The sequence below is a fragment of the Kitasatospora cystarginea genome (assembly GCF_039533515.1).
GTDB classification, from domain to species: Bacteria; Actinomycetota; Actinomycetes; order Streptomycetales; family Streptomycetaceae; genus Kitasatospora; species Kitasatospora cystarginea.
The window spans coordinates 246,425-264,313 of sequence record NZ_BAAATR010000006.1 but is presented as its reverse complement, the minus strand read 5'-3'; the positions used below and the strand labels follow the sequence as shown (position 1 = coordinate 264,313).

17 protein-coding genes are annotated in these 17,889 nt (G+C 72.2%); 10 read left to right on the top strand and 7 right to left on the bottom strand.

The window, feature by feature from the left end; genetic code table 11:
* Nucleotides 1-28 precede the first annotated feature (28 nt).
* Entirely contained in the window at nt 29-1,075 is a 1,047-nt protein-coding gene (locus ABD369_RS10120; protein ID WP_344635948.1) for a glycoside hydrolase family 26 protein, read from the bottom strand.
* A gap of 243 nt (nt 1,076-1,318) precedes the next feature.
* Here ABD369_RS10120 and ABD369_RS10115 point away from each other — a divergent pair, with 243 nt between their 5' ends.
* From ABD369_RS10115 to ABD369_RS10105, 3 genes are read left to right on the top strand one after another with little or no spacing between them, the layout of a single operon-like run.
* The gene (locus ABD369_RS10115) at nt 1,319-1,864 is read left to right on the top strand and encodes a hypothetical protein (protein WP_344635947.1); all 546 of its coding nucleotides are present in this window, start codon (nt 1,319-1,321) and stop codon (nt 1,862-1,864) included.
* Between the two features lie 46 nt (nt 1,865-1,910).
* Entirely contained in the window at nt 1,911-4,121 is a 2,211-nt protein-coding gene (locus tag ABD369_RS10110; RefSeq protein ID WP_425557569.1) for a bifunctional polysaccharide deacetylase/glycosyltransferase family 2 protein, read from the top strand.
* Between the two features lie 2 nt (nt 4,122-4,123).
* Nucleotides 4,124-5,392, top strand: coding sequence for an acyltransferase family protein (locus tag ABD369_RS10105; RefSeq protein ID WP_344635945.1), 1,269 nt, complete (start codon nt 4,124-4,126; stop codon nt 5,390-5,392).
* Between the two features lie 111 nt (nt 5,393-5,503).
* Here ABD369_RS10105 and ABD369_RS10100 read toward each other — a convergent pair whose 3' ends face one another.
* A complete protein-coding gene (locus ABD369_RS10100) occupies nt 5,504-6,583 on the bottom strand; it encodes an alpha/beta hydrolase (protein WP_344635944.1) in 1,080 nt (359 codons plus the stop codon).
* A gap of 341 nt (nt 6,584-6,924) precedes the next feature.
* On the opposite strand from ABD369_RS10100, the gene ABD369_RS10095 reads away from it, so the two are divergent.
* The 6 genes from ABD369_RS10095 to ABD369_RS10070 all read left to right on the top strand — a co-directional run bounded on the left by ABD369_RS10095 (nt 6,925) and on the right by ABD369_RS10070 (nt 13,156).
* Nucleotides 6,925-7,923 (top strand): substrate-binding domain-containing protein, encoded by a 999-nt coding sequence (locus ABD369_RS10095; RefSeq protein WP_425557568.1) that lies wholly within the window; start codon nt 6,925-6,927, stop codon nt 7,921-7,923.
* The gene (locus ABD369_RS10090) at nt 7,920-8,954 is read left to right on the top strand and encodes an ABC transporter permease (RefSeq protein WP_344635942.1); all 1,035 of its coding nucleotides are present in this window, start codon (nt 7,920-7,922) and stop codon (nt 8,952-8,954) included. Before ABD369_RS10095 ends, ABD369_RS10090 begins: the two co-directional genes overlap by 4 nt.
* On the top strand, nt 8,915-9,730 hold the full coding sequence (locus ABD369_RS10085) for an ATP-binding cassette domain-containing protein (RefSeq protein WP_425557575.1): 816 nt from the start codon (nt 8,915-8,917) through the stop codon (nt 9,728-9,730). Before ABD369_RS10090 ends, ABD369_RS10085 begins: the two co-directional genes overlap by 40 nt.
* Before the next feature lie 5 nt (nt 9,731-9,735).
* Nucleotides 9,736-10,842, top strand: a complete 1,107-nt coding sequence (locus tag ABD369_RS10080; RefSeq protein ID WP_425557574.1) for an ROK family glucokinase — start codon at nt 9,736-9,738, stop codon at nt 10,840-10,842.
* 360 nt (nt 10,843-11,202) lie between these two features.
* Nucleotides 11,203-12,006 carry an exodeoxyribonuclease III gene (locus tag ABD369_RS10075; protein ID WP_344635939.1) on the top strand — a complete coding sequence of 268 codons (804 nt, stop codon included), beginning with the start codon at nt 11,203-11,205 and terminating at the stop codon, nt 12,004-12,006.
* A gap of 166 nt (nt 12,007-12,172) precedes the next feature.
* Complete coding sequence (locus ABD369_RS10070) at nt 12,173-13,156, top strand: hypothetical protein (RefSeq protein WP_344635938.1); 984 nt, start codon at nt 12,173-12,175, stop codon at nt 13,154-13,156.
* Nucleotides 13,157-13,244: 88 nt separating this feature from the next.
* Here ABD369_RS10070 and ABD369_RS10065 read toward each other — a convergent pair whose 3' ends face one another.
* Both ABD369_RS10065 and ABD369_RS10060 read right to left on the bottom strand, forming a co-directional pair.
* A complete protein-coding gene (locus tag ABD369_RS10065) occupies nt 13,245-13,991 on the bottom strand; it encodes a lysoplasmalogenase (protein WP_344635937.1) in 747 nt (248 codons plus the stop codon).
* Complete coding sequence (locus tag ABD369_RS10060; RefSeq protein ID WP_344635936.1) at nt 13,988-14,161, bottom strand: hypothetical protein; 174 nt, start codon at nt 14,159-14,161, stop codon at nt 13,988-13,990. The genes ABD369_RS10065 and ABD369_RS10060 overlap by 4 nt, the downstream gene beginning before the upstream one ends.
* Nucleotides 14,162-14,645: 484 nt before the next feature.
* On the opposite strand from ABD369_RS10060, the gene ABD369_RS10055 reads away from it, so the two are divergent.
* Nucleotides 14,646-16,130, top strand: coding sequence for a DUF2398 family protein (locus ABD369_RS10055; protein WP_344635935.1), 1,485 nt, complete (start codon nt 14,646-14,648; stop codon nt 16,128-16,130).
* Between the two features lie 240 nt (nt 16,131-16,370).
* Here ABD369_RS10055 and ABD369_RS10050 read toward each other — a convergent pair whose 3' ends face one another.
* The 3 genes from ABD369_RS10050 to ABD369_RS10040 form a co-directional block, all read right to left on the bottom strand.
* Nucleotides 16,371-16,559, bottom strand: a complete 189-nt coding sequence (locus ABD369_RS10050) for a hypothetical protein (RefSeq protein WP_344635934.1) — start codon at nt 16,557-16,559, stop codon at nt 16,371-16,373.
* Nucleotides 16,560-16,594: 35 nt separating this feature from the next.
* Nucleotides 16,595-17,095, bottom strand: a complete 501-nt coding sequence (locus ABD369_RS10045) for a hypothetical protein (protein WP_344635933.1) — start codon at nt 17,093-17,095, stop codon at nt 16,595-16,597.
* A gap of 373 nt (nt 17,096-17,468) precedes the next feature.
* Nucleotides 17,469-17,840 (bottom strand): MerR family transcriptional regulator, encoded by a 372-nt coding sequence (locus ABD369_RS10040; RefSeq protein WP_344635932.1) that lies wholly within the window; start codon nt 17,838-17,840, stop codon nt 17,469-17,471.
* Between the last annotated feature and the right edge of the window lie 49 nt (nt 17,841-17,889).

The following is a 17,889-nucleotide window of genomic DNA, read 5'->3' as shown; positions in this document are numbered from 1 at the left end:
GGCCCCGTGCCGCCGGGCGCGCGCCGGGTCAGGGAGCGACCCGGAAACCGAACTTCTGCGCGGCGGCCGCCTTGACGACCTCGGCGGCCGCCGCCGGCGAGCTGTCCACCCGCCAGTCGGTGGGCTGCTTGCTGCCCGGCCACTGCCTGCTCAGGTCGTACCAGACCAGGCCGACCATGCCGTCGCTGGCCGCCGCGCCCGCGAACAGGTCGTCGATCTGGGCCACCTTGCGCGGGCCCTCGGCGACGCCGGTCTCGGCGATCAGCAGGGGCTTGGCGGAGAAGGACCTGACGGAACGGATGGTCGGGGTGAACAGGGTGCGGTAGTCGCTGCCGTCCTGCGGGCCGTAGTAGCCGATCAGCCCGACCCAGTCGAGGTAGTCGTCGCCGGGGTAGTACGGGCGCAGCGCCGCCGGGGTGCCGGAGTCGCTGACGTGCGGGGTCCAGACCCAGATCACGTTGGTGGTGGCCTGGGCCCGGAAGACGTCGTGGATGTGCCGCCAGGCGCTGACGAAGTCCGCCGCCGTCGCGTGGCCCGGTCCCCAGGCGGTCCAGCCGCCGTTCATCTCCGGCGCGAAGCTGATCACCAGCGGTCCCCGGTACGAGCGGACCTGCTGGGCGAACCTGGTGAGGTAGGCGTCCTCGCCGCCGGAGGTGATCCTGGCGAGCGGGGCCTGCTCGGGGACCCAGCTGAGCATCGGCACCTGGCCGTTGCCCCACAGCTTGGCGTTGCCCGCGGGATCGAAGTCGTCGCCCCACTCCTGGTAGTACTCGCGGATGTCCGGCTGGTGCCCGGCCTTGGCGCCGAACGCGTTGACCGGCGCGAGATCGCCGACCGCCCCGTCGGACGCCACGCCGAACAGCCGGCCGCCCGGCTTGCGCAGGGCGGAGACGTCGTAGGGCGGGGCCGACGGCGAGGCCGTCGGGGCGGCGGAAGCCGCGCCGCTCGCCGGAACCGCGGCGGTGTCACCGGGAGAACTGCAGGCCGTGAGGAGCAGCGGCACGGCTACGGCCAGGGCGGCCGCACGGTGGGTCCGGAGCCGGGATCCACGGGCGGCGGGAGCGGTTCTGATCAAGGGTGGCCGTTCCTGAGCGGGATGGTTCGGGCCGGTTGCATCGGCCGGCTTCCGCGCATCCTATGAGGTCATCGCACGGGTGCATGAAGTGTCATGTTCCAGGAGGAATTGCAATCAGGTCACAAGGGATGCACAGATCCACCCAAATCGAACATTGACGCTGATTTATCTAATGAGCGTGCATTACCGTCCCCCCTTGCGTTAGACGCCGCAGCTCCACCCCTTCGGAAAGGCCCGCCCTCGGTGGCACCCACTCTTCTTCGGTCCGAGCACCCAGACTCCGGACCGATCCCCCCGCCGACGGACCACTCACCGGTCTTCGTCGACCAGTCCGGTGCCCGCGGCCGCAGGCTGCGCGGCTTCGGCTGGGTGGTCGGGCTGGCCAGCGCGATGGTCGCGGCGGCGCTCAGCAGCAGTCTGATCGGCATGCAGTCCCAGGCCCCGGCCCTGCAGGTGCCGCCCCAGCCGTCCAGCACCATCGCGAGCCCCGGACCGAGCGGCACCGGCCTGCCAACCGCGCTCGGTTCACCGATGGGGAGCCCGCCGCCGGCCACCGGTTCGGCCCCGGCCGCCGGCCCGTCGGCCTCCCACGGCGCGGCCACCGGCCCGTCGGCTTCCCACAGCGCGGCCGCCGGCAGCGCGAAGCCCTCGGCGAGCGCCTCGCACCCGGCGGGCCCTGCGGGAGGCACGCCGACCGCGGTGACGGCGCACAGCACCCACTCACCCACGCCACAGGCCGGCAACCACCCGGCGAAGCCGCAGCCCACGGCCCAGGCCAGCCACCACTGACCCACCCCGCCCGGCGGCCGGAAGCCGCCCGGCGAGGCCGCGGCCCATGGTCCGGCCCAGCCACCACCTACCTCACCCACGTCCCGGATCCAGGTACCCCATGTCCCGCCATCAGCGCCGACGGCAGTCCGTCCTTCGGCCGCGCCGGCTAGCCGCCCCACCTCTGCGCTTCTTCCTGCCGGTGTCACTGCTGGTCTGCCTGCTCGCCATGCTGGTGCTGCGCGGCATGGCCACCAACGAGGTCTTCCACGACGAGCGGATCGCCGTCTCGGTCGACAAGACCACGGTGCCGCCGAACCTGCTGACCGGCGGGCCGATCATCGACGCCCGCGGGGACAAGAACGACCACCCGGTCAGCTACTCCGTCCCCGACCACACCGTGGTGCTGAGCTTCGACGACGGCCCGGACCCGAAGTGGACGCCGAAGATCCTCGATCTGCTGGCGGCCCACCACATCCACGCCACCTTCTTCGTCACCGGTTCGATGACCGCGCACAACCCGGACCTGATCCGGAGGATCGTGGCCGGCGGTCACGAGATCGGGGTGCACACCTTCACCCACCCCGACCTGGCGCTGCAGTCCAGGACCAGGCTCGGCTGGGAGCTCGGTCAGACCCAGCTGGCACTGGCCGGGGTCGCGGGCGTGCACTCCTCGCTCTTCCGCCCGCCGTACTCCTCCACCGCGGACGCGCTGGACGACTGGACCTGGCCGGTGACCAAGGACGTCGGCAGGCGCGGCTACCTCACCGCCTTCATCGACTCGGACACCGACGACTGGAAGCGCCCCGGCGTGGACGCGATCGTCAAGGCCGCGATGCCCAAGGTGCCCGGCAAGGGCGAACTGGTCCTGCTGCACGACGCCGGCGGCGACCGCTCGCAGACGGTGGCGGCGCTCGGCCAGATCATCGACAAGCTCCAGACCGAGAACTACCGCTTCGCCAGCATCGGCGAGGCGCTCGGCGCCTCCGCCACCATGGTCCCGGTGCACGGCTACCAGCTCTGGGCGGGGAAGGCGTTCATCCTCTGCACCCAGTTCTCCGTCCAGGTGCTGCCCTGGCTGGTCGGGCTGTTGGCGGTGGTCGGCGCACTGGTCTTCGCCCGGTTCGCGCTGATGCTGGTGCTGGCCACCCGCCACGCCCGCCGCTCGCGCCGCCCGGACTTCTCCTGGGGGCCGCCGTTGACCGCGCCCGCGACGGTGCTGGTACCCGCCTACAACGAGCGCGAGTGCATCGCCAACACCCTCAACTCACTGGCGGCCAGCGACCATCCGATCGAGATCATCGTCATCGACGACGGGTCCACCGACGGCACCTCGGAGATCGTCGAGGAACTCGCCCTGCCAGGCGTCAGGTTGATCCGGCAGCCCAACGGCGGCAAGTCCACCGCCCTCAACAACGGCATCGCCAACGCCTCCCACGACATCGTGGTGATGATGGACGGCGACACCGTCTTCGAGCCGTCCACCGTACGGGAGTTGATCCAGCCGTTCGCCGATCCGGGCGTCGGCGCGGTCGCCGGCAACGCCAAGGTCGGCAACCGGAACACCCTGATCGGCGCCTGGCAGCACATCGAGTACGTGATGGGCTTCAACCTCGACCGCCGGATGTACGACTCGCTCAACATCATGCCGACCATCCCCGGGGCGATCGGCGCGTTCCGCCGCAGCGCCCTGGTCCAGGTCGGCGGCATGAGCGACGACACCCTGGCCGAGGACACCGACATCACCATGGCCATGCTCTGCGAGGGCTGGCGGGTGGTCTACGCCGAGCGGGCCAGGGCCTGGACCGAGGCTCCGGCCAGCATGCAGCAACTGTGGTCGCAGCGGTACCGGTGGAGCTACGGCACCATGCAGGCGATGTGGAAGCACCGCCGAGCCGTCCTCGACCGGGGCCCGGCGGGCCGCTTCGGCCGGGTCGGCCTGCCGCTGGTGGTGCTCTTCGGCGTGCTGGCTCCGCTGCTCGCCCCGCTGATCGACCTGTTCCTCCTCTACGGGGTGCTCTTCGTGGACGCCCCGGCCACCCTCGGCGCCTGGGCGGCCGTGCTGCTGGTCCAGGGCGGCCTCGCCTGGTACGCCTTCCGGCTGGACGGCGAGAAGCCCTGGCACCTGGTCACCCTGCCGGTCCAGCAGGTGGTCTACCGGCAGCTGATGTACCTGGTGCTGCTCCAGTCCTCGATCACGGCGGTGACCGGCGGCCGGCTCCGCTGGCAGAAACTACGGCGCACCGGCGAGGTCGCCGCGCCGATCGTGGAGGTCTGAGCATGTCCGAGTCCTACGCCTTCGTCCCGGACCTGCACACCGAGACCCTCCAGCTGCGGATCCCCCGGCCGGCCCCCGAGAGCCTGCCGGCCGAGCAGGCCGCCGAGGACGTGCCCGCGCCCCGCAAGGGCGGGCGCGACCGCTACCTCGACCTGCTGCGGGCCCTGGCCCTGGGCCGAGTGGTGCTGTACCACAACTTCGGCTGGGCCTGGCTGCCACTGGTCTTCCCGTCGATGGGCGTGATGTTCGCGCTGGCCGGATCGCTGATGGCCCGTTCGCTCAGCCGTCCGGCGCTCAGCGTCATCCGCGGCCGACTGCGCCGGCTGCTGCCGCCGATGTGGCTGTTCGGCGCGATCCTGATCACCGCGATGGTGCTGGACGGCTGGGGCCCGAACTCCGACGGGCACCCGGCCGTCTGGTGGGGCGAGCTGGCGTTCTGGGTGCTGCCGGTGAGCACCCCGCCGTTCGGCGACAACCTGCACGGCTTCCACGGCATCGTCGAGCCGACCTGGGCCGAGCAGATCGCGGTGCCGCTGTGGTACCTGCGGGCCTACCTCTGGTACGTGCTGCTCTCGCCGCTGATGCTGAAGGCGCTGCGCAGGCAGCCGTGGATCACGGTGTTCACCCCGCTCGCGCTGTCGATCCTGATCAACTCCGGCCTGTTCGACCAGGAGGGGAGGATCTGGGAGACCGTCACCGACTTCACCACCTTCGGCTCCTGCTGGATCCTCGGCATGGCCCACCAGGAGGGCCTGCTGCGCAAGCTGCCGCAGTACCTGGCCCCGTCGGTGGCGCCGCTGATCATGGTGGCGGGCCTGTGGTGGCTGCTCAGCCGGCCGGTGGACGACCCGACCGTCCCCAGCGACCTGGACAGCGTCCCGATCGCCCAGGCCGTCTGGTCCTTCGGGTACGTCCTGCTGCTGCTCCACCTCAGCCCGTCCTGGGAGCGCTGGCCGCGGCCGCTGGAACGGTGGAACGGTCTGATCAGCCTGCTGAACGCACGGGCGGTCAGCGTCTACCTGTGGCACAACACCGCGCTGGTGCTGGCCATCCCGATCATCGACCGGCTCTGGGACGTCGACTTCATGTTCCAGCACGGCCAGTGGCTGCTTCGCAGCCACTGGTTCCCGCTGATGATCGCAATCCCGCTGATCGCCCTGTTCGTCCTCTGCTTCGGCTGGATGGAGGACCTGGCGGCGAAACGTTCACTCAGGCTGTTCCCGTGGCCGCGCCGACAGCTCGGCAAGCGCCGGGCCGCACTCGCCGCCTGACCGGGGGCTGGGAGAGCCCTGGGCGGCGGGTGAACCGCTCCCGAGTGCCGCCTGGGAATACGCGAGGGGCCCGCCGAATCGTTTCGGCGGGCCCCTCGGGCTGTGTCCGGGTCAGTGCTGGACCGGGATGATCCCCGTCAGCCACTTGAACGCCTCGGGGAGCGCGTTGCTCCAGACGTCCGTGGTGTGCGCGCCGTTGAGCTCCTGGACGGTGACCGTGGTCGGCGCCTTGGCGGCGGCCTTCACGGCGAGGGCGCCCTCGTAGCCGTCGCCCTTGGCACCGGCCATGAAGAGCGCGACCTTCGGCGGGGTGGCGGCGGTCTTCAGGATGTTCAGCGGGTTGGAGATCTCCCGCAGGTGCGGGTCCTTCGCGGTGAGCGAGGCCGACTCCGCGGACGGGTCGTTGTAGCCGGAGAGGCTGATGCCGGCCCGGTAGCGGTTGGGGTGCGAGACGGCGAGCTTCTCGGCGCAGTGGCCACCGGCGGAGTAGCCGGCCACGGCCCAGCGGTCGGCGGAGTCGTCCACCCGGAAGTTGTCCATGATCATCTGCGGCACGTCACGGGTGAGCCAGGTCTCCGCGTTGACCTTGCCGGGGACGTCGGCGCAGCCGGTGTCGGTGGTGTTGCCCAGCAGCTCGGTGCGCGGCGAGACCAGGACGAACGGGGCGACCTGGCCGTTCTCCATCAGCGGCTTGAGCTTCTTGGTGACGTACAGCGACCCGAACCAGGTGGAGGAGGAGCCCGGCCAGCCCGGCAGCAGCTCGACGACCGGGAACTTCTTGTCCTTGTACGCCGGGTCGTCGTACTGCGGCGGCGTCCAGACCACGACCTCGCCGTCCACGCCGGAGAGCTGGCCCTTCAGGTCGGTGGTCTTGACGTCCTTGGGGACCTTGGGGTCGTCGACCGACTTGAACTGCTGGATGACCTTGGGCCGGTCCGAGGCGCCCTGGCCGGGAGCCGCGTTCGGGTCCTCCTTCGGCACCTCGGGCACGGCCCGGATGTGGTTGCCGGTACCCAGCAGGTCGTCCCAGTTGCCGTAGATCAGGTTGGCGTTGTTGACGAGTACGAAGACCATCAGGACGGCTGTGATCTGCGTGAACAGGATCATGATCAGCCGGGTCAGGAACTGCAGCGGCTTGGGACCGCGAACCCGCCCCCAGAGCAGCATGGCAACCGCGATCGAGATCGGCACGAGGACGATCGTGAGGATCAGAAATGGTTTACCTGTCAGTTGCATCTAACTTCTCGTATCCGGGTCGCAGGCCGCCCGGGCGCCACTCGCCCGGCACGCGCACCGATGGGATCAGACGGTCTCGAACGGGAGATCAGTTGCTCTTGAAGCTGACGGAAAGCTGAGAGGAACGTCACATGTTGCTGGGAACCGGCTAAGTGCGGGGACAAGTTTGCCACCTGCCCCCGGAGGCGCGTCCAACGGCCCTGGCTCTGCTGCGGAGTTTGCGGACCTGCCGTGCCGTCACCCGCGCGGCGGTGCGGCGCGGGGCCCGTGCTGACCTGGGGGAGAACGCACCGACAATGGGAGGTATGCCAAGAACCGTAACGATGCTCCTCGCCCTTGCCCTGCTGACGGCAGGCTGCAGCAGTACCGGCGGCCTCCGCGCCGAGCAGGCCCGCAGCCGGGCGGCGAGCACGGCGGGCGGCGCGGTCGACACCCCCCGCTGGAAGATCGCCATGATCACCCACGCCGGGGCGGGCGACGCCTTCTGGGACACCGTCCGCAAGGGCGCCGAACAGGCCGCGGCCAAGGACAACATCACCTTCCTCTACTCCAACGACGCGCAGACCCAGGGCCAGGTCCAGCTGGTCGACGCCGCCATCGACCAGAAGGTCGACGGGATCCTGGTCACGCTGGCCAAGGGCGAGGCGATGGCCGCCCCGCTGGCCCGGGCCAAGGCCGCCGGCATCCCGGTGATCAGCATCAACTCCGGCCAGGAGTTCTCCGCCCGCTTCGGCGCGCTCACCCACATCGGGCAGGACGAGACCACCGCCGGACAGGCGGCCGGTACGGCCCTGGGCACCCGGGGCCGCAAGGACGTCCTGTGCGTGATCCACGAGCAGGGCAACATCGGCCAGGAGCAGCGCTGCTCCGGCGCCAAGGGCGCGTTCAACGGGCAGCTGGAGACCCTCTACGTGAACGGGGTCAACCTGCCCGACGCCCGGTCGGCGATCGCCGCCAAGCTCCAGGCCGACCCCGGCCTGGACACCGTCCTCACCCTCAGCGCCCCGCTCGCCGCCACCGGACTGCAGGCCGCCAAGGACGCGGGGCGCAGTGTCGAGGTGGACACCTTCGACCTCAACACCCAGGTGGTGGACGGACTGAAGTCGGGCGCCGTCGGCTTCGCCGTGGACCAGCAGCCCTACCTGCAGGGCTACGAGGGCGTGGACCTGCTCTGGCTCTACCGCTACAACCTGGACGCCCTCGGCGGCGGCAAGCCGGTGCTCACCGGACCCCAGGTGCTCACCAAGGACGACGCCCCCGCGCTCGCCCAGTACGTCGCGCGGGGTACCCGATGAGCGGCACCGACCTACTCGCCCAGGAGCGGCCGCTGCGCCGCCGGCACCACCACTCCCGCCCGGAACTCGGCGCGCTGCTCGCCGCCGTCGCGGTCTTCGTCTTCTTCTCCCTGGCGGCTGAGAGCTTCCTGCGGCCCTCCTCGATCGGCACCGTGCTCTACACCGCCTCCACCATCGGGATCATGGCGGTGCCGGTGGCGCTGCTGATGATCGGCGGCGAGTTCGACCTCTCGGCCGGGGTCGCGGTCACCACCGCCGCGCTGACCTCCTCGATGATCTCGTACCAGTTCACCGCGATCACCTGGGTCGGGGCGCTGGTCTCGCTGGCGGTCGCGCTGGGGATCGGCGCGCTGAACGGCTGGCTGCTGGCCCGGACCGGCCTGCCCAGCTTCATCGTGACGCTGGGCACCTTCCTGATGCTCACCGGCGCCAACCTGGGCGTCACCAAGGTGATCTCCGGCACGGTCTCCACCAAGTCGATCGCCGACATGCAGGGCTTCGCCTCCTGCCACTGGCTGTTCGCCTCCGAGGTCACCATCGGCGGGCTGACCCTGAAGGCCACGGTGTGGTGGTGGCTCGGCCTGATGCTGCTCGGCAGCTGGATCCTGCTGCGCACCCGCTTCGGCAACTGGATCTTCGCGGTCGGCGGCGATGCCGCGGCCGCCCGCGCGGTCGGGGTCCCGGTGGCCCGGACCAAGACCTTCCTGTACCTCGGCGTCGGCTTCTGCGCCTGGGTGCTCGGGCAGCACCTGCTGTTCTCCTTCGACACCGTGCAGTCGGGGGAGGGCGTCGGCAACGAGCTGATCTACATCGTGGCGGCGGTGATCGGCGGCTGCCTGATCACCGGCGGCTACGGTTCGGTGGTCGGCTCCGCGCTCGGCGCACTGATCTTCGGCATGACCAGCAAGGGCATCGTCTATGCCGAGTGGAATCCGGACTGGTTCAAGTTCTTCCTCGGCGCGATGCTGCTGCTGGCCGCGCTGTTGAACCACTGGGTCAAGCGACGGGCGGAGCGGGGGCCGGGCAAGTGACACTGCTGGAACTCAACGAGGTCGGCAAGGCCTACGGGGCCGTCCGGGCGCTGGAGGGCGTCTCGCTGACGGTCGAGCAGGGGCGGATCAGCTGCGTGCTGGGCGACAACGGCGCGGGCAAGTCCACCCTGATCAAGATCATCGCCGGACTGCACCAGCACGACGAGGGCAGCTACGCCATCGCCGGTGAACAGGTCCGGCTCAGCTCGCCCCGGCAGGCGCTGGACCGCGGCATCGCCACGGTCTACCAGGACCTGGCCGTGGTTCCGCTGATGCCGGTCTGGCGGAACTTCTTCCTCGGCGCCGAACTCGGCCGCTTCCGTCTCGACGTACCCCGGATGCGTCGCATCACCCAGGAGGCCCTGGAGAAGATGGGCATCGACCTGCATGACGTGGACCAGCCGATCGGCACGCTCTCTGGCGGTCAGCGTCAGTGCGTGGCGATCGCCCGGGCCGTCCACTTCGGCGCCAAGGCGCTGATCCTGGACGAGCCGACGGCCGCACTCGGCGTCAAGCAGTCCGGCGTGGTGCTCAAGTACGTCGCCGCCGCCCGGGACGCCGGGCTCGGCGTGGTGCTGATCACTCACAACCCGCACCACGCCTATCTGGTGGGCGACCACTTCACCCTGCTCAAACGAGGGAGGATGGCGGGTAGCCATCCGCGCTCGGAGATCAACCTGGAACGGCTCACCACCGAGATGGCGGGCGGCTCCGACCTGGCCGAACTCTCCCACGAGCTCGGCCGCACCGACCCGAAGGAGCATCCGCCGACGTGACCGTCATCCCGAGCGGCACCGCCAGGCCGCCAGTGCTGCCCACCCTGTTCGGCCTCGGCCCGCGCAATGCCGACCGGCGCCGGCGCGCACTGCCCCCGAGCGTGCTGCGGCTGCCCACCATCGGCGTGGACATCGGCGGCACCAAGGTGGTCGCCGGAGTGGTCGACGGCGAGGGCAAGGTGATCGACCGGCTGCGGACCGAGACCCCGGACAAGAGCAAGAGCGCCAAGGTGGTCGAGGACGTCATCGTCGAACTGGTGCTGGAGCTGGCCGACCGGCACGACGTCCACGCGGTCGGCATCGGCGCGGCTGGCTGGGTGGACGCGGACCGCTCGCGGGTGCTCTTCGCACCGCACCTGAACTGGCGCAACGAACCGCTGCAGGAGGCCCTGAGCGAGCGGTTCCGCTTCCCGGTGGTGGTGGAGAACGACGCCAACGCCGCCGCCTGGGCCGAGTGGCGCTTCGGGGCCGGCCGGGGCGAGGACCACATGGTCATGATCACCCTCGGCACGGGCATCGGCGGCGCGGTGGTCCGGGACGGCTTCGTGGACCGCGGCAAGTACGGCCTGGCGGGCGAGTTCGGCCATATGCAGGTGGTCCCGGGCGGACACCGCTGCCCCTGCGGCAACCGGGGCTGCTGGGAGCAGTACTCCTCCGGCAACGCACTGGTCCGGGAGGCACGCTCGCTGGTCGAGGAGGAGTCGCCGGTGGTCGAGCCGCTGCTCGCCCGCGCGGGCGGTGGTCGGGAGGGCATCACCGGCCCGCTGGTCACCGAGGCCGCCCGGGCGGGCGACCCGGTCGCCGTCGAACTCCTCTACGACATCGGCCACTGGCTCGGCGTCGGCATCGCCAACCTGGCCGCCGCCCTCGACCCCGGACGGTTCGTCATCGGCGGCGGCGTCTCGGACGCGGGCGACCTGCTGCTCGGCCCGGCCCAGGAGGCTTTCAAACGCACCCTCACCGGCCGCGGCTTCCGCCCCGAGGCGCAGATCGTGCACGCAGCCCTCGGCAACGAGGCCGGCCTGGTCGGCGCAGCCGACCTGGCCCGCCAGGTCGCCCGGCGCTTCCGCACCATCAAGCGCCGGCGCTCCGAACGGGCCCACCTGGCCTGAGCCGGGCGCCTCGACCGCGTCGGGTGTGGTGGGCAAGGGGCCGGGCAGGTCCCGGCCGGGCAGAAGATCCGTCAGGCGGCGTGCCAGCGGTCGCGGCCGTCGGAGGTGCGGCCGCAGACCATGGGCGTGCCCTTCGAGGTGATACCGGTGGCGCCCTCGGGGGAGCAGAACGCGCCCGGGTGGACGACCGGGCCCGAGCCGCCGCCCGTGGCGCTGCCTCCGGAGCCGGTTCCTCCGGACGAGTGGCCGCCGGAGCCTCGATGGGTTGTCGGCGGCGGGCGGTATGTTCGGGGTGGGAGCCCTGCCGAGGGGTTTCCGTCCCTTGTCCGCACCAGCTCCGCACGCCCGGGAAGGCCGCCCGTGACCGTCCGAATCGCCACCTGGAACATCAACTCCGTGACCGCCCGGCTCCCCAAGCTGCTGGAGTGGCTCGACGGCGCCAAGCCGGACGTGCTCTGCCTCCAGGAGCTCAAGTGCGCCACCGACTCCTTCCCCTTCGAGGCGGTCAAGGAGCTCGGGTACGAGGCGGCCGCCCACGGCACCGGCCGGTGGAACGGCGTGGCGATCCTCTCCAAGCTCGGCCTCACCGACGTCGTCCGTGGCCTGCCCGAGCAGCCCGGCTACCTGGCCGACGACGCACTGCTGCCCGAGACCGAGCCGCGCGCCATCGCGGCCACCTGCGGACCGGTCCGGGTCTGGTCGGTGTACGTGCCCAACGGCCGCGAGGTCGACCACGCCCACTACCGCTACAAGCTGGAGTGGCTGGAGGCGCTGCGCCGGTCCGTCCTGGAGGACGCCGCCGGGGCCCGTCCGTTCGCCGTGCTCGGTGACTTCAACGTCGCCCCGACCGATGAGGACGTCTACGACCGCGCGGCCTTCGAGGGCCTTACCCATGTCACCGAGCGTGAGCGGGCCGCCCTCGCCGCCCTTCAGACGGCCGGCCTGCGGGACGTCGTGCCCCGCCCGCTGAAGTACGACCGCCCGTACACCTACTGGGATTACCGCGCCCTCTGCTTCCCCAAGAACCGCGGCATGCGGATCGACCTCACCTACGGCAACAAGCCCTTCGTCGAGGCCGTCAGCGACAGCTACGTCGACCGCGAGGCCCGCAAGGGCAAGGGCACCTCGGACCACGCGCCCGTGGTGGTCGACCTGGCTCTGTAGCCCGTATGGCCCGGCGGGCCGCGCCGGGTGGGTGGTCTACCCGAACGGGCCCGTGCGGTGGCCGCCGGTGTCGGCGCTGCCTAGCGTCATGGGCGACAGGGCGTAGTCGTTCGATCACGTGGACGACCAAGTCCCCGGCTGCGCCCGAGAACCTGGAGGTACGGGCATGCGCATCACGCGTACGGCCGCAGCTCTGCTAGGTGGCTCGGCTCTGGTCGCGGTCGCGGTCCCGGCGGCAATCGGTTCAGCGACGCCCGAGACGGCGGTCAAGGCCGCTGAACCGATCCTGGTCAGCCCGGCCGCGGCGACTCCCGGACAGTCGGTCACGGTCAGCGTGGCCTGCGGGAACAACGCGGAGCGGAGTGTGACCGCCAACTCGCAGGCATTCTCCACAGGCAAGGCCGCGCTCAGCGCGGACTCGGACGGGAAGTACCGCGGCACGGTGCTGCTGGCGGCCAAGGAGGAACTGGCCAGGCTGGCAGGCGGCAAGTCCGGCAGTGCCGACAACAAGTGGGGCGTTGACGGCAAGTGCCCGGACGGGAGGAGCTTCGCCGGGGCCGTCGAGGTGGCACTGGCCACTGCCGCGGGGGCCGTGATGAACGCCGCACCCGCAGCTGACCCCGGTGGCGGGGACTCCGGGAACAAAGCGGGCGGGCAAGGCCGGGACAACGGCTCGGGTCGTGACAACAATGGTGCTGGCCGAGACACCGGTGCCGGTCGCGACAACGGCTCCGGCCATGACGGCGGTGGGAACGGCTCCGGCCACGACAACGGCTCGGGGCGGGACAGCGGCTCCGGCCATGACAACGGCTCGGGTCGGGATAGCGGCCGAGGGCAGAGCGGGAACGGCCACGACGGCGGTTCGGGCCGCGACAACGGCTCCGGCCATGACAACAATTCCGGCCGCGACAACGGCTCGGGCCGCGACAACGGCTCGGGTCGGGACAGCGGCCGAGGGCAGAGTGGGAACGGCCACGACGGTTCCTCCGGCCGGTACCCCCACGGTGGTATGGGCACCGGCCTCGGCGGTTCGATCGCCAGTGACCCGAAGCAGCTGACCACCGGCGCCGCCCTCGTCGCGGCCGGGATCGGCGGCGTCTGGCTGTTGCGCCGCCGCAGCGGCTCCGGCGGGAACTCGGGGAGGTACTGAAGGACCGACGGCGAACCTGGGCCGGACCGGCGCGGCTCGCGCCCGGCACAGGTGCACCGCCGGCCTCCGGCCGACGGGACCGTTCGGCTCAGCGCCCCGGGAAGTGCACCGGGGCGCTGAGCCGCGTCCGGGCCCGGTAGGGCGTGCCCTTCGTGGTGCCGGCCGTGTCGGCGGGCTCCGGCGAGTCGGCGGCCTGGGCGTGCAGGGTGCCGACGGCCAGCAGGTACTGGGCCGCGATATAGGTCGCCATGATCCAGAACTCGTGTCCGGGCAGCTCCCGCCAGCCCGCCAGCTGAGTGGCGATCAGGCTGTCCGAGAGCAGGAACAGGGCCCCGCCCAGACCAGTCCGCCAGTTGAGGCCGGCGGAGGTCACCGCGGTGGAGGCCAGCAGCAGGCTGTAGACCGCGACCGGGATTCTCAGCTCGCCCAGGCCGGGCCAGAGCTGACTCACCATGGTCGCCCAGGCCGCCGCGTAGGCTCCCGCGATCAGCACCGTGCGCCGACGGTCGTTCAGCGCGCCCTGCTTGACGAACATCGTGACGTAGCAGACATGGGCGGCCGCGAAGGAGCCCATTCCGGCCAGGAAGGCGGTGTCGTTGCCGACCTGGAGCAGTACGTCGCCGCCGGTGCTGGCGACCAGCGCCGAGGTGAGCAGTCGCGGGGTCCGCTCGGCCCGGGCCAGCGTGTGCGCGGCGAGCAGCGGCATCAGCGCGGGTTTGGTGGCGAGCCGCGGCGTGTTCGCGCCGGTGGCGATGGCGCCGAGGTGGGTGGCCGAGGTGGCGGCGAGGGTGCCGAGCAGGCCGTGGGCGGAGCGCAGGCGTCGAATGATGGTCATACGGGGGTGGCCTCCAGGCGGTCGGTCGGGGTCGGCTTCCAGCCGGGACCCTTGGTGGGATGGCGGGCGTGGCCGCCCCGGCAGCCGGCTGCGGCGGCGTCCCGGGCGGTCGGGGCACTCCGGCGGACGGCTGCCCGGAGCGGGGCGGAGCCGTCCGGACTGCCCGTCATCCCGGGGAGCGGTCCGACGGGAGCCGAGGCCGATGTGCCAGTTGTCCTGAGCCGCAGGGTACGGCTGCCGTCGAGTCCGCTGTCCGGGTGGCTGCCCCGGGCGGTGTGTCGCTCCTGGCGGCGGCCGACGGCGTGCGTGCGCGGTGGGCGGCCGGACCGCCGGGCGAGGGGTCGAAGCCGGACCAGCGGCGCTGTCGGGGAGCAGCAGCTCGGCGCGGCGGGACCGACGCCGTCCGGGCGGGGTCGCGGCGAGGCGTCCCGCGCGACGGTGAGCAGGGCAGATGTCGATATCGACCACGGGAGCACACGGGGCGGATTCGGCACGTCCTGGACGATAGGCGACGGCGGGCGGCCTGCGGAAGGGGTTGTTACCGGCGCGTAGGATATTGCCGCGTCCCGGCCACCCGGCGTCGGGGTCGAATCGTCCGGCCTGGCCGGATGGTGCCACGAGGGGCCTCACCCACCGTCTAGTCTTGTGTGCGACATGGAGCAGCGCGAGTACACGACCGGCGTCGAAGAGGCGTCCGGTGGTCTGGCAGGCGGGCGCGGGGTGGGAGCGGGGCAGCTCATCGCCGACGCGCCTGCCGACATACCCGGCCCGGTACCCGTGGTGACGGCTGCTCCGGCTGACGCGGCCGGGGCCGGCGGCAGGGCGGAGCAGCTTGCGGTGCAGTTGGCGGTGGCCGACCCGGTTGCGGCGCATGATCTGTTCACGGCGGCCTACGGGCTTTACGGCGCGCGGCACTTCGGTGGTGTACTGGAGAGCGGGCGGGCCGCGGGGGCGGGGACGAGCTGGTGGCACGGGCCGAGTGTGCGGCTCCCGGTCGGGCTCAGGTCCCGTGCGGGGCGGCCGGCCCAGGGGCCGCGCCGGGCGAGGCGGATCGCCGCCGACGCGCTGCCGCCCGCCGTCCCGGCGAGGCGCGGCCGGCACCGCAAGCCCGAGCATTCGCCTGGTAGCACCCCGCAGGAGGTGGCGGTCGAACGGCGCACCGCTGCCCGGCTGTTGGCGGCACATCCGCTGGTGACGGCGAACGGCCCGCACGCGGCGGGATTTCCGCTGGTCCGCCGTCATGCGGACTGGCTGGCGGAACGATTCCTCACGGTGCTCGGTTACCCCCTGACCATCGGTCACTCCTACGCCCGGCTGCACAAGGCCGGGCTGCCGGGGCGCGGACTGCCGGGTTTCGGACCGGCCGGGTACGCCGCTCTGGTACGGGCGCTCGACGCGCTCGCCGACGGCAGGCCGGCCCAGGTGGAGCAGCCCGAGGTTCGCCAACTGCTCGATCGCTGGCGGGTTTTGACCTGGGGTGAGGACGACGCTCCGCTGGCCGACCGGGGACTTGCTCGTGCCCTCGGTCCGTTGGCCGCACCGCCCGCCGACGGTCCGGCCCTCGCCGTGCGGCGGCGGCTCGCCGAGACCCCGGTGGTGCTGCTGGACGAGCTCGGCGCCGAGGAGCGGGCCTGGCTGCTGGAGCACCAGTGGGCGGAGGCCGAGCTGTTCGCCGACTTCCTCGGCCTGGAGGCGGAGGTCAGGGCCGAGGGCGTCGCCCTGCTGGATCCGGCCGACGAGCTCACCGACCTCGCCCTTCCGGGCAGCGGGACGCTGGCGCAGGCCGCCCTGCTGCTGGTCGAGCGCCTGGTGGAGGAGCTGCGTCCGCTGCCGGAGGAGTCGGCGCCCCCGGCGGTACTGATCCCCGACGCGCTGATAGACGGTGCGCTGGGCGACATCACGGACGAGTACGGCCTGGCGGCGGGATGGCATCGCGACTACCTGGCCGACCTGGCGGGTTTCCGGCGGGACGCGCTCGATCTGCTGTACCGGATGCAGCTGATCGCTCCGGCCGGGCGGGCCTGGCTGCTGCGGGCGCCGGCCGCGCGCTATGCCCCTCCCCTGGAGGTCCAGTGGGGGCCGGGATCGGGGCGGCACTCCCGGCCGGCGTCGGAGGCCCAGCAGGAGCTGACCGTCTGACGGCGGCGCCGTCCAGATGACGTGGCGGGCCGTGGCGTGATCTGCGGTGCGGCGGATCGGAGCGTGGTGGTGCGGGGGCCGCCCCGCGCCCGTTGGGAGGGATCCCACGGGCCGGAGGCCGGGAGCAGCCCGCAGGCGGCGGGGCCGGGATGGGTTGCGCCGGTCGGCCGGCGCGCCCCGGGGCCGGTTGGGCCTGCTGTGTGGAGGGCCCGCTCGAGGCCGTTGCCGGGAAGGGCGGGTTCAGCGGGCCGGGGCGCTGATGGCGAGGGTGTCCTGGCGGACGGTCTCGACGGTGGCGGCCACCCCGAGGCTGCCCAGGGCGATCGAGGCGGCGACGGCGGCGCAGGCGAGGATCCGGCGGTGCCGCTGGGGGAGCGGGAAGCGGTCCGGGGAGAGGGCCTGGGAGGCCGAGGTCGGCTGAGCGTTCATGTCGGAGAGCATTCCAGGGAGGTGTTAAACGGTGACTACGGCCGGGTGAAGTCTGGGCGGGGGCTCGGCGTCGGGACATCTGGGCAGGTGACGGGTGGGTGAGTGGCCTGCGGGCGACGGCTGCGGCGCCGCCGGCCGGGGTCGCGGAAGCCGTGCCGACCGTTCGGAGGGTGAAGGCGGCGCACTCGCCGGTGGCCGTCCCGCCCGCCCGGACCGTGCGGTGCGCGGGCGCGGCGCCGGCGGCCGCGCAGCAGCCGTGGGACACAGGCGGCCAGCAACTGCTGGGTCATGCCGAGCGGCGGCGGTTTGACCCAGGGCACCGGGTGGCAGTGCCGGAGCGCGGCGGCCGCCTCGGGCAGGGCCTGGCCGAGGGCGCAGGCCGCGACGGTGGCGAGGGCCAGGTGGGCGCGGACGGCCCGGTCGGCGGCGACTGCCGCGCGGCCGGGGAGGCGGGTGGGGGCGGGTGGCTGTTCGGCTGTTCGCGAGGGGCCCGGCAGGCGGGTCGAGCGCGGCAGTACGGACGCTCGTAAGGACACGGACGCTCGTAAGGACATCGTGCGGGCCTTCTCGGCAGCTCGGACGGGTGGTGCGCGTCGGCCAGCATGCCACTGATCTGACTGTCTGTAATGCTGGATTGCGTTGTGTGACCAGCCCTGGTGGGCGCCGTCCGGCCTGGCGGGGTACGGGAGTTGTGGTGCCCGGCGGTCCGGTGCCGGATGCGCGTAGTTCACCCGGACGGATGAGCTCCCCTTTCACTCGGACGGATGAGGCGCCCCACCCGAGCCGTCCGGCTCACTGTCATGCGCCGTCCGGCACACCGCCCGCCGACCGCGCCCCGCGGGCGGCGTGCCGGGGCGTGCGCCGAGGGCCCCGCATCGAGTGAGGCAGGAGCCCACTCGGCGGGTGGGCTCAGGCCGCGTACGGGACGGCGGCTGGGCGGGCGGTGGCCAGGTAGGCGGCCAGGGCCTCGCGGCTCTGCGTCAGGGTCTCGATCCGGCCGTCGAGGTCGGCGAGTTCGACTCGCAGGGTGGCCAGCAGGTCGGGGCAGGCCTCCAGGGCGGGCAGCGGGCCGGTGGCGCACGGGAGGATCTCGGCGATGACCTTGGTGGAGAGGCCGGCCGCCAGCAGGCCCCGGATCTGACGGACCCGCACCTGGGCGTCCGCCCCGTACTCCCGGTACCCGCCCGGAGTCCGCTCGGAGTGGAGCAGCCCCTGCTGCTCGTAGTACCGCAGCAGCCGGGTCGAGACCTCGGTCAGGCGGGAGAGTTCTCCGATGCGCATACCGGGTGCAACGCGGCCCCGGGACCGGTTGTTCCGGGTGGTCGGCGGG

Bases quoted from the DNA above. Each gene is read 5' to 3' on its own strand.
- ABD369_RS10110 (WP_425557569.1), top strand. From the start codon at position 1,911: ATGGTCCGGCCCAGCCACCACCTACCTCACCCACGTCCCGGATCCAGG.
- ABD369_RS10105 (WP_344635945.1), top strand. From the start codon at position 4,124: ATGTCCGAGTCCTACGCCTTCGTCCCGGACCTGCACACCGAGACCCTC.
- ABD369_RS10095 (WP_425557568.1), top strand. From the start codon at position 6,925: ATGGGAGGTATGCCAAGAACCGTAACGATGCTCCTCGCCCTTGCCCTG.
- ABD369_RS10090 (WP_344635942.1), top strand. From the start codon at position 7,920: ATGAGCGGCACCGACCTACTCGCCCAGGAGCGGCCGCTGCGCCGCCGG.
- ABD369_RS10070 (WP_344635938.1), top strand. From the start codon at position 12,173: ATGCGCATCACGCGTACGGCCGCAGCTCTGCTAGGTGGCTCGGCTCTG.
- ABD369_RS10065 (WP_344635937.1), bottom strand. From the start codon at position 13,991: ATGACCATCATTCGACGCCTGCGCTCCGCCCACGGCCTGCTCGGCACC.
- ABD369_RS10060 (WP_344635936.1), bottom strand. From the start codon at position 14,161: ATGACGGGCAGTCCGGACGGCTCCGCCCCGCTCCGGGCAGCCGTCCGC.
- ABD369_RS10055 (WP_344635935.1), top strand. From the start codon at position 14,646: ATGGAGCAGCGCGAGTACACGACCGGCGTCGAAGAGGCGTCCGGTGGT.
- ABD369_RS10050 (WP_344635934.1), bottom strand. From the start codon at position 16,559: ATGAACGCTCAGCCGACCTCGGCCTCCCAGGCCCTCTCCCCGGACCGC.
- ABD369_RS10040 (WP_344635932.1), bottom strand. From the start codon at position 17,840: ATGCGCATCGGAGAACTCTCCCGCCTGACCGAGGTCTCGACCCGGCTG.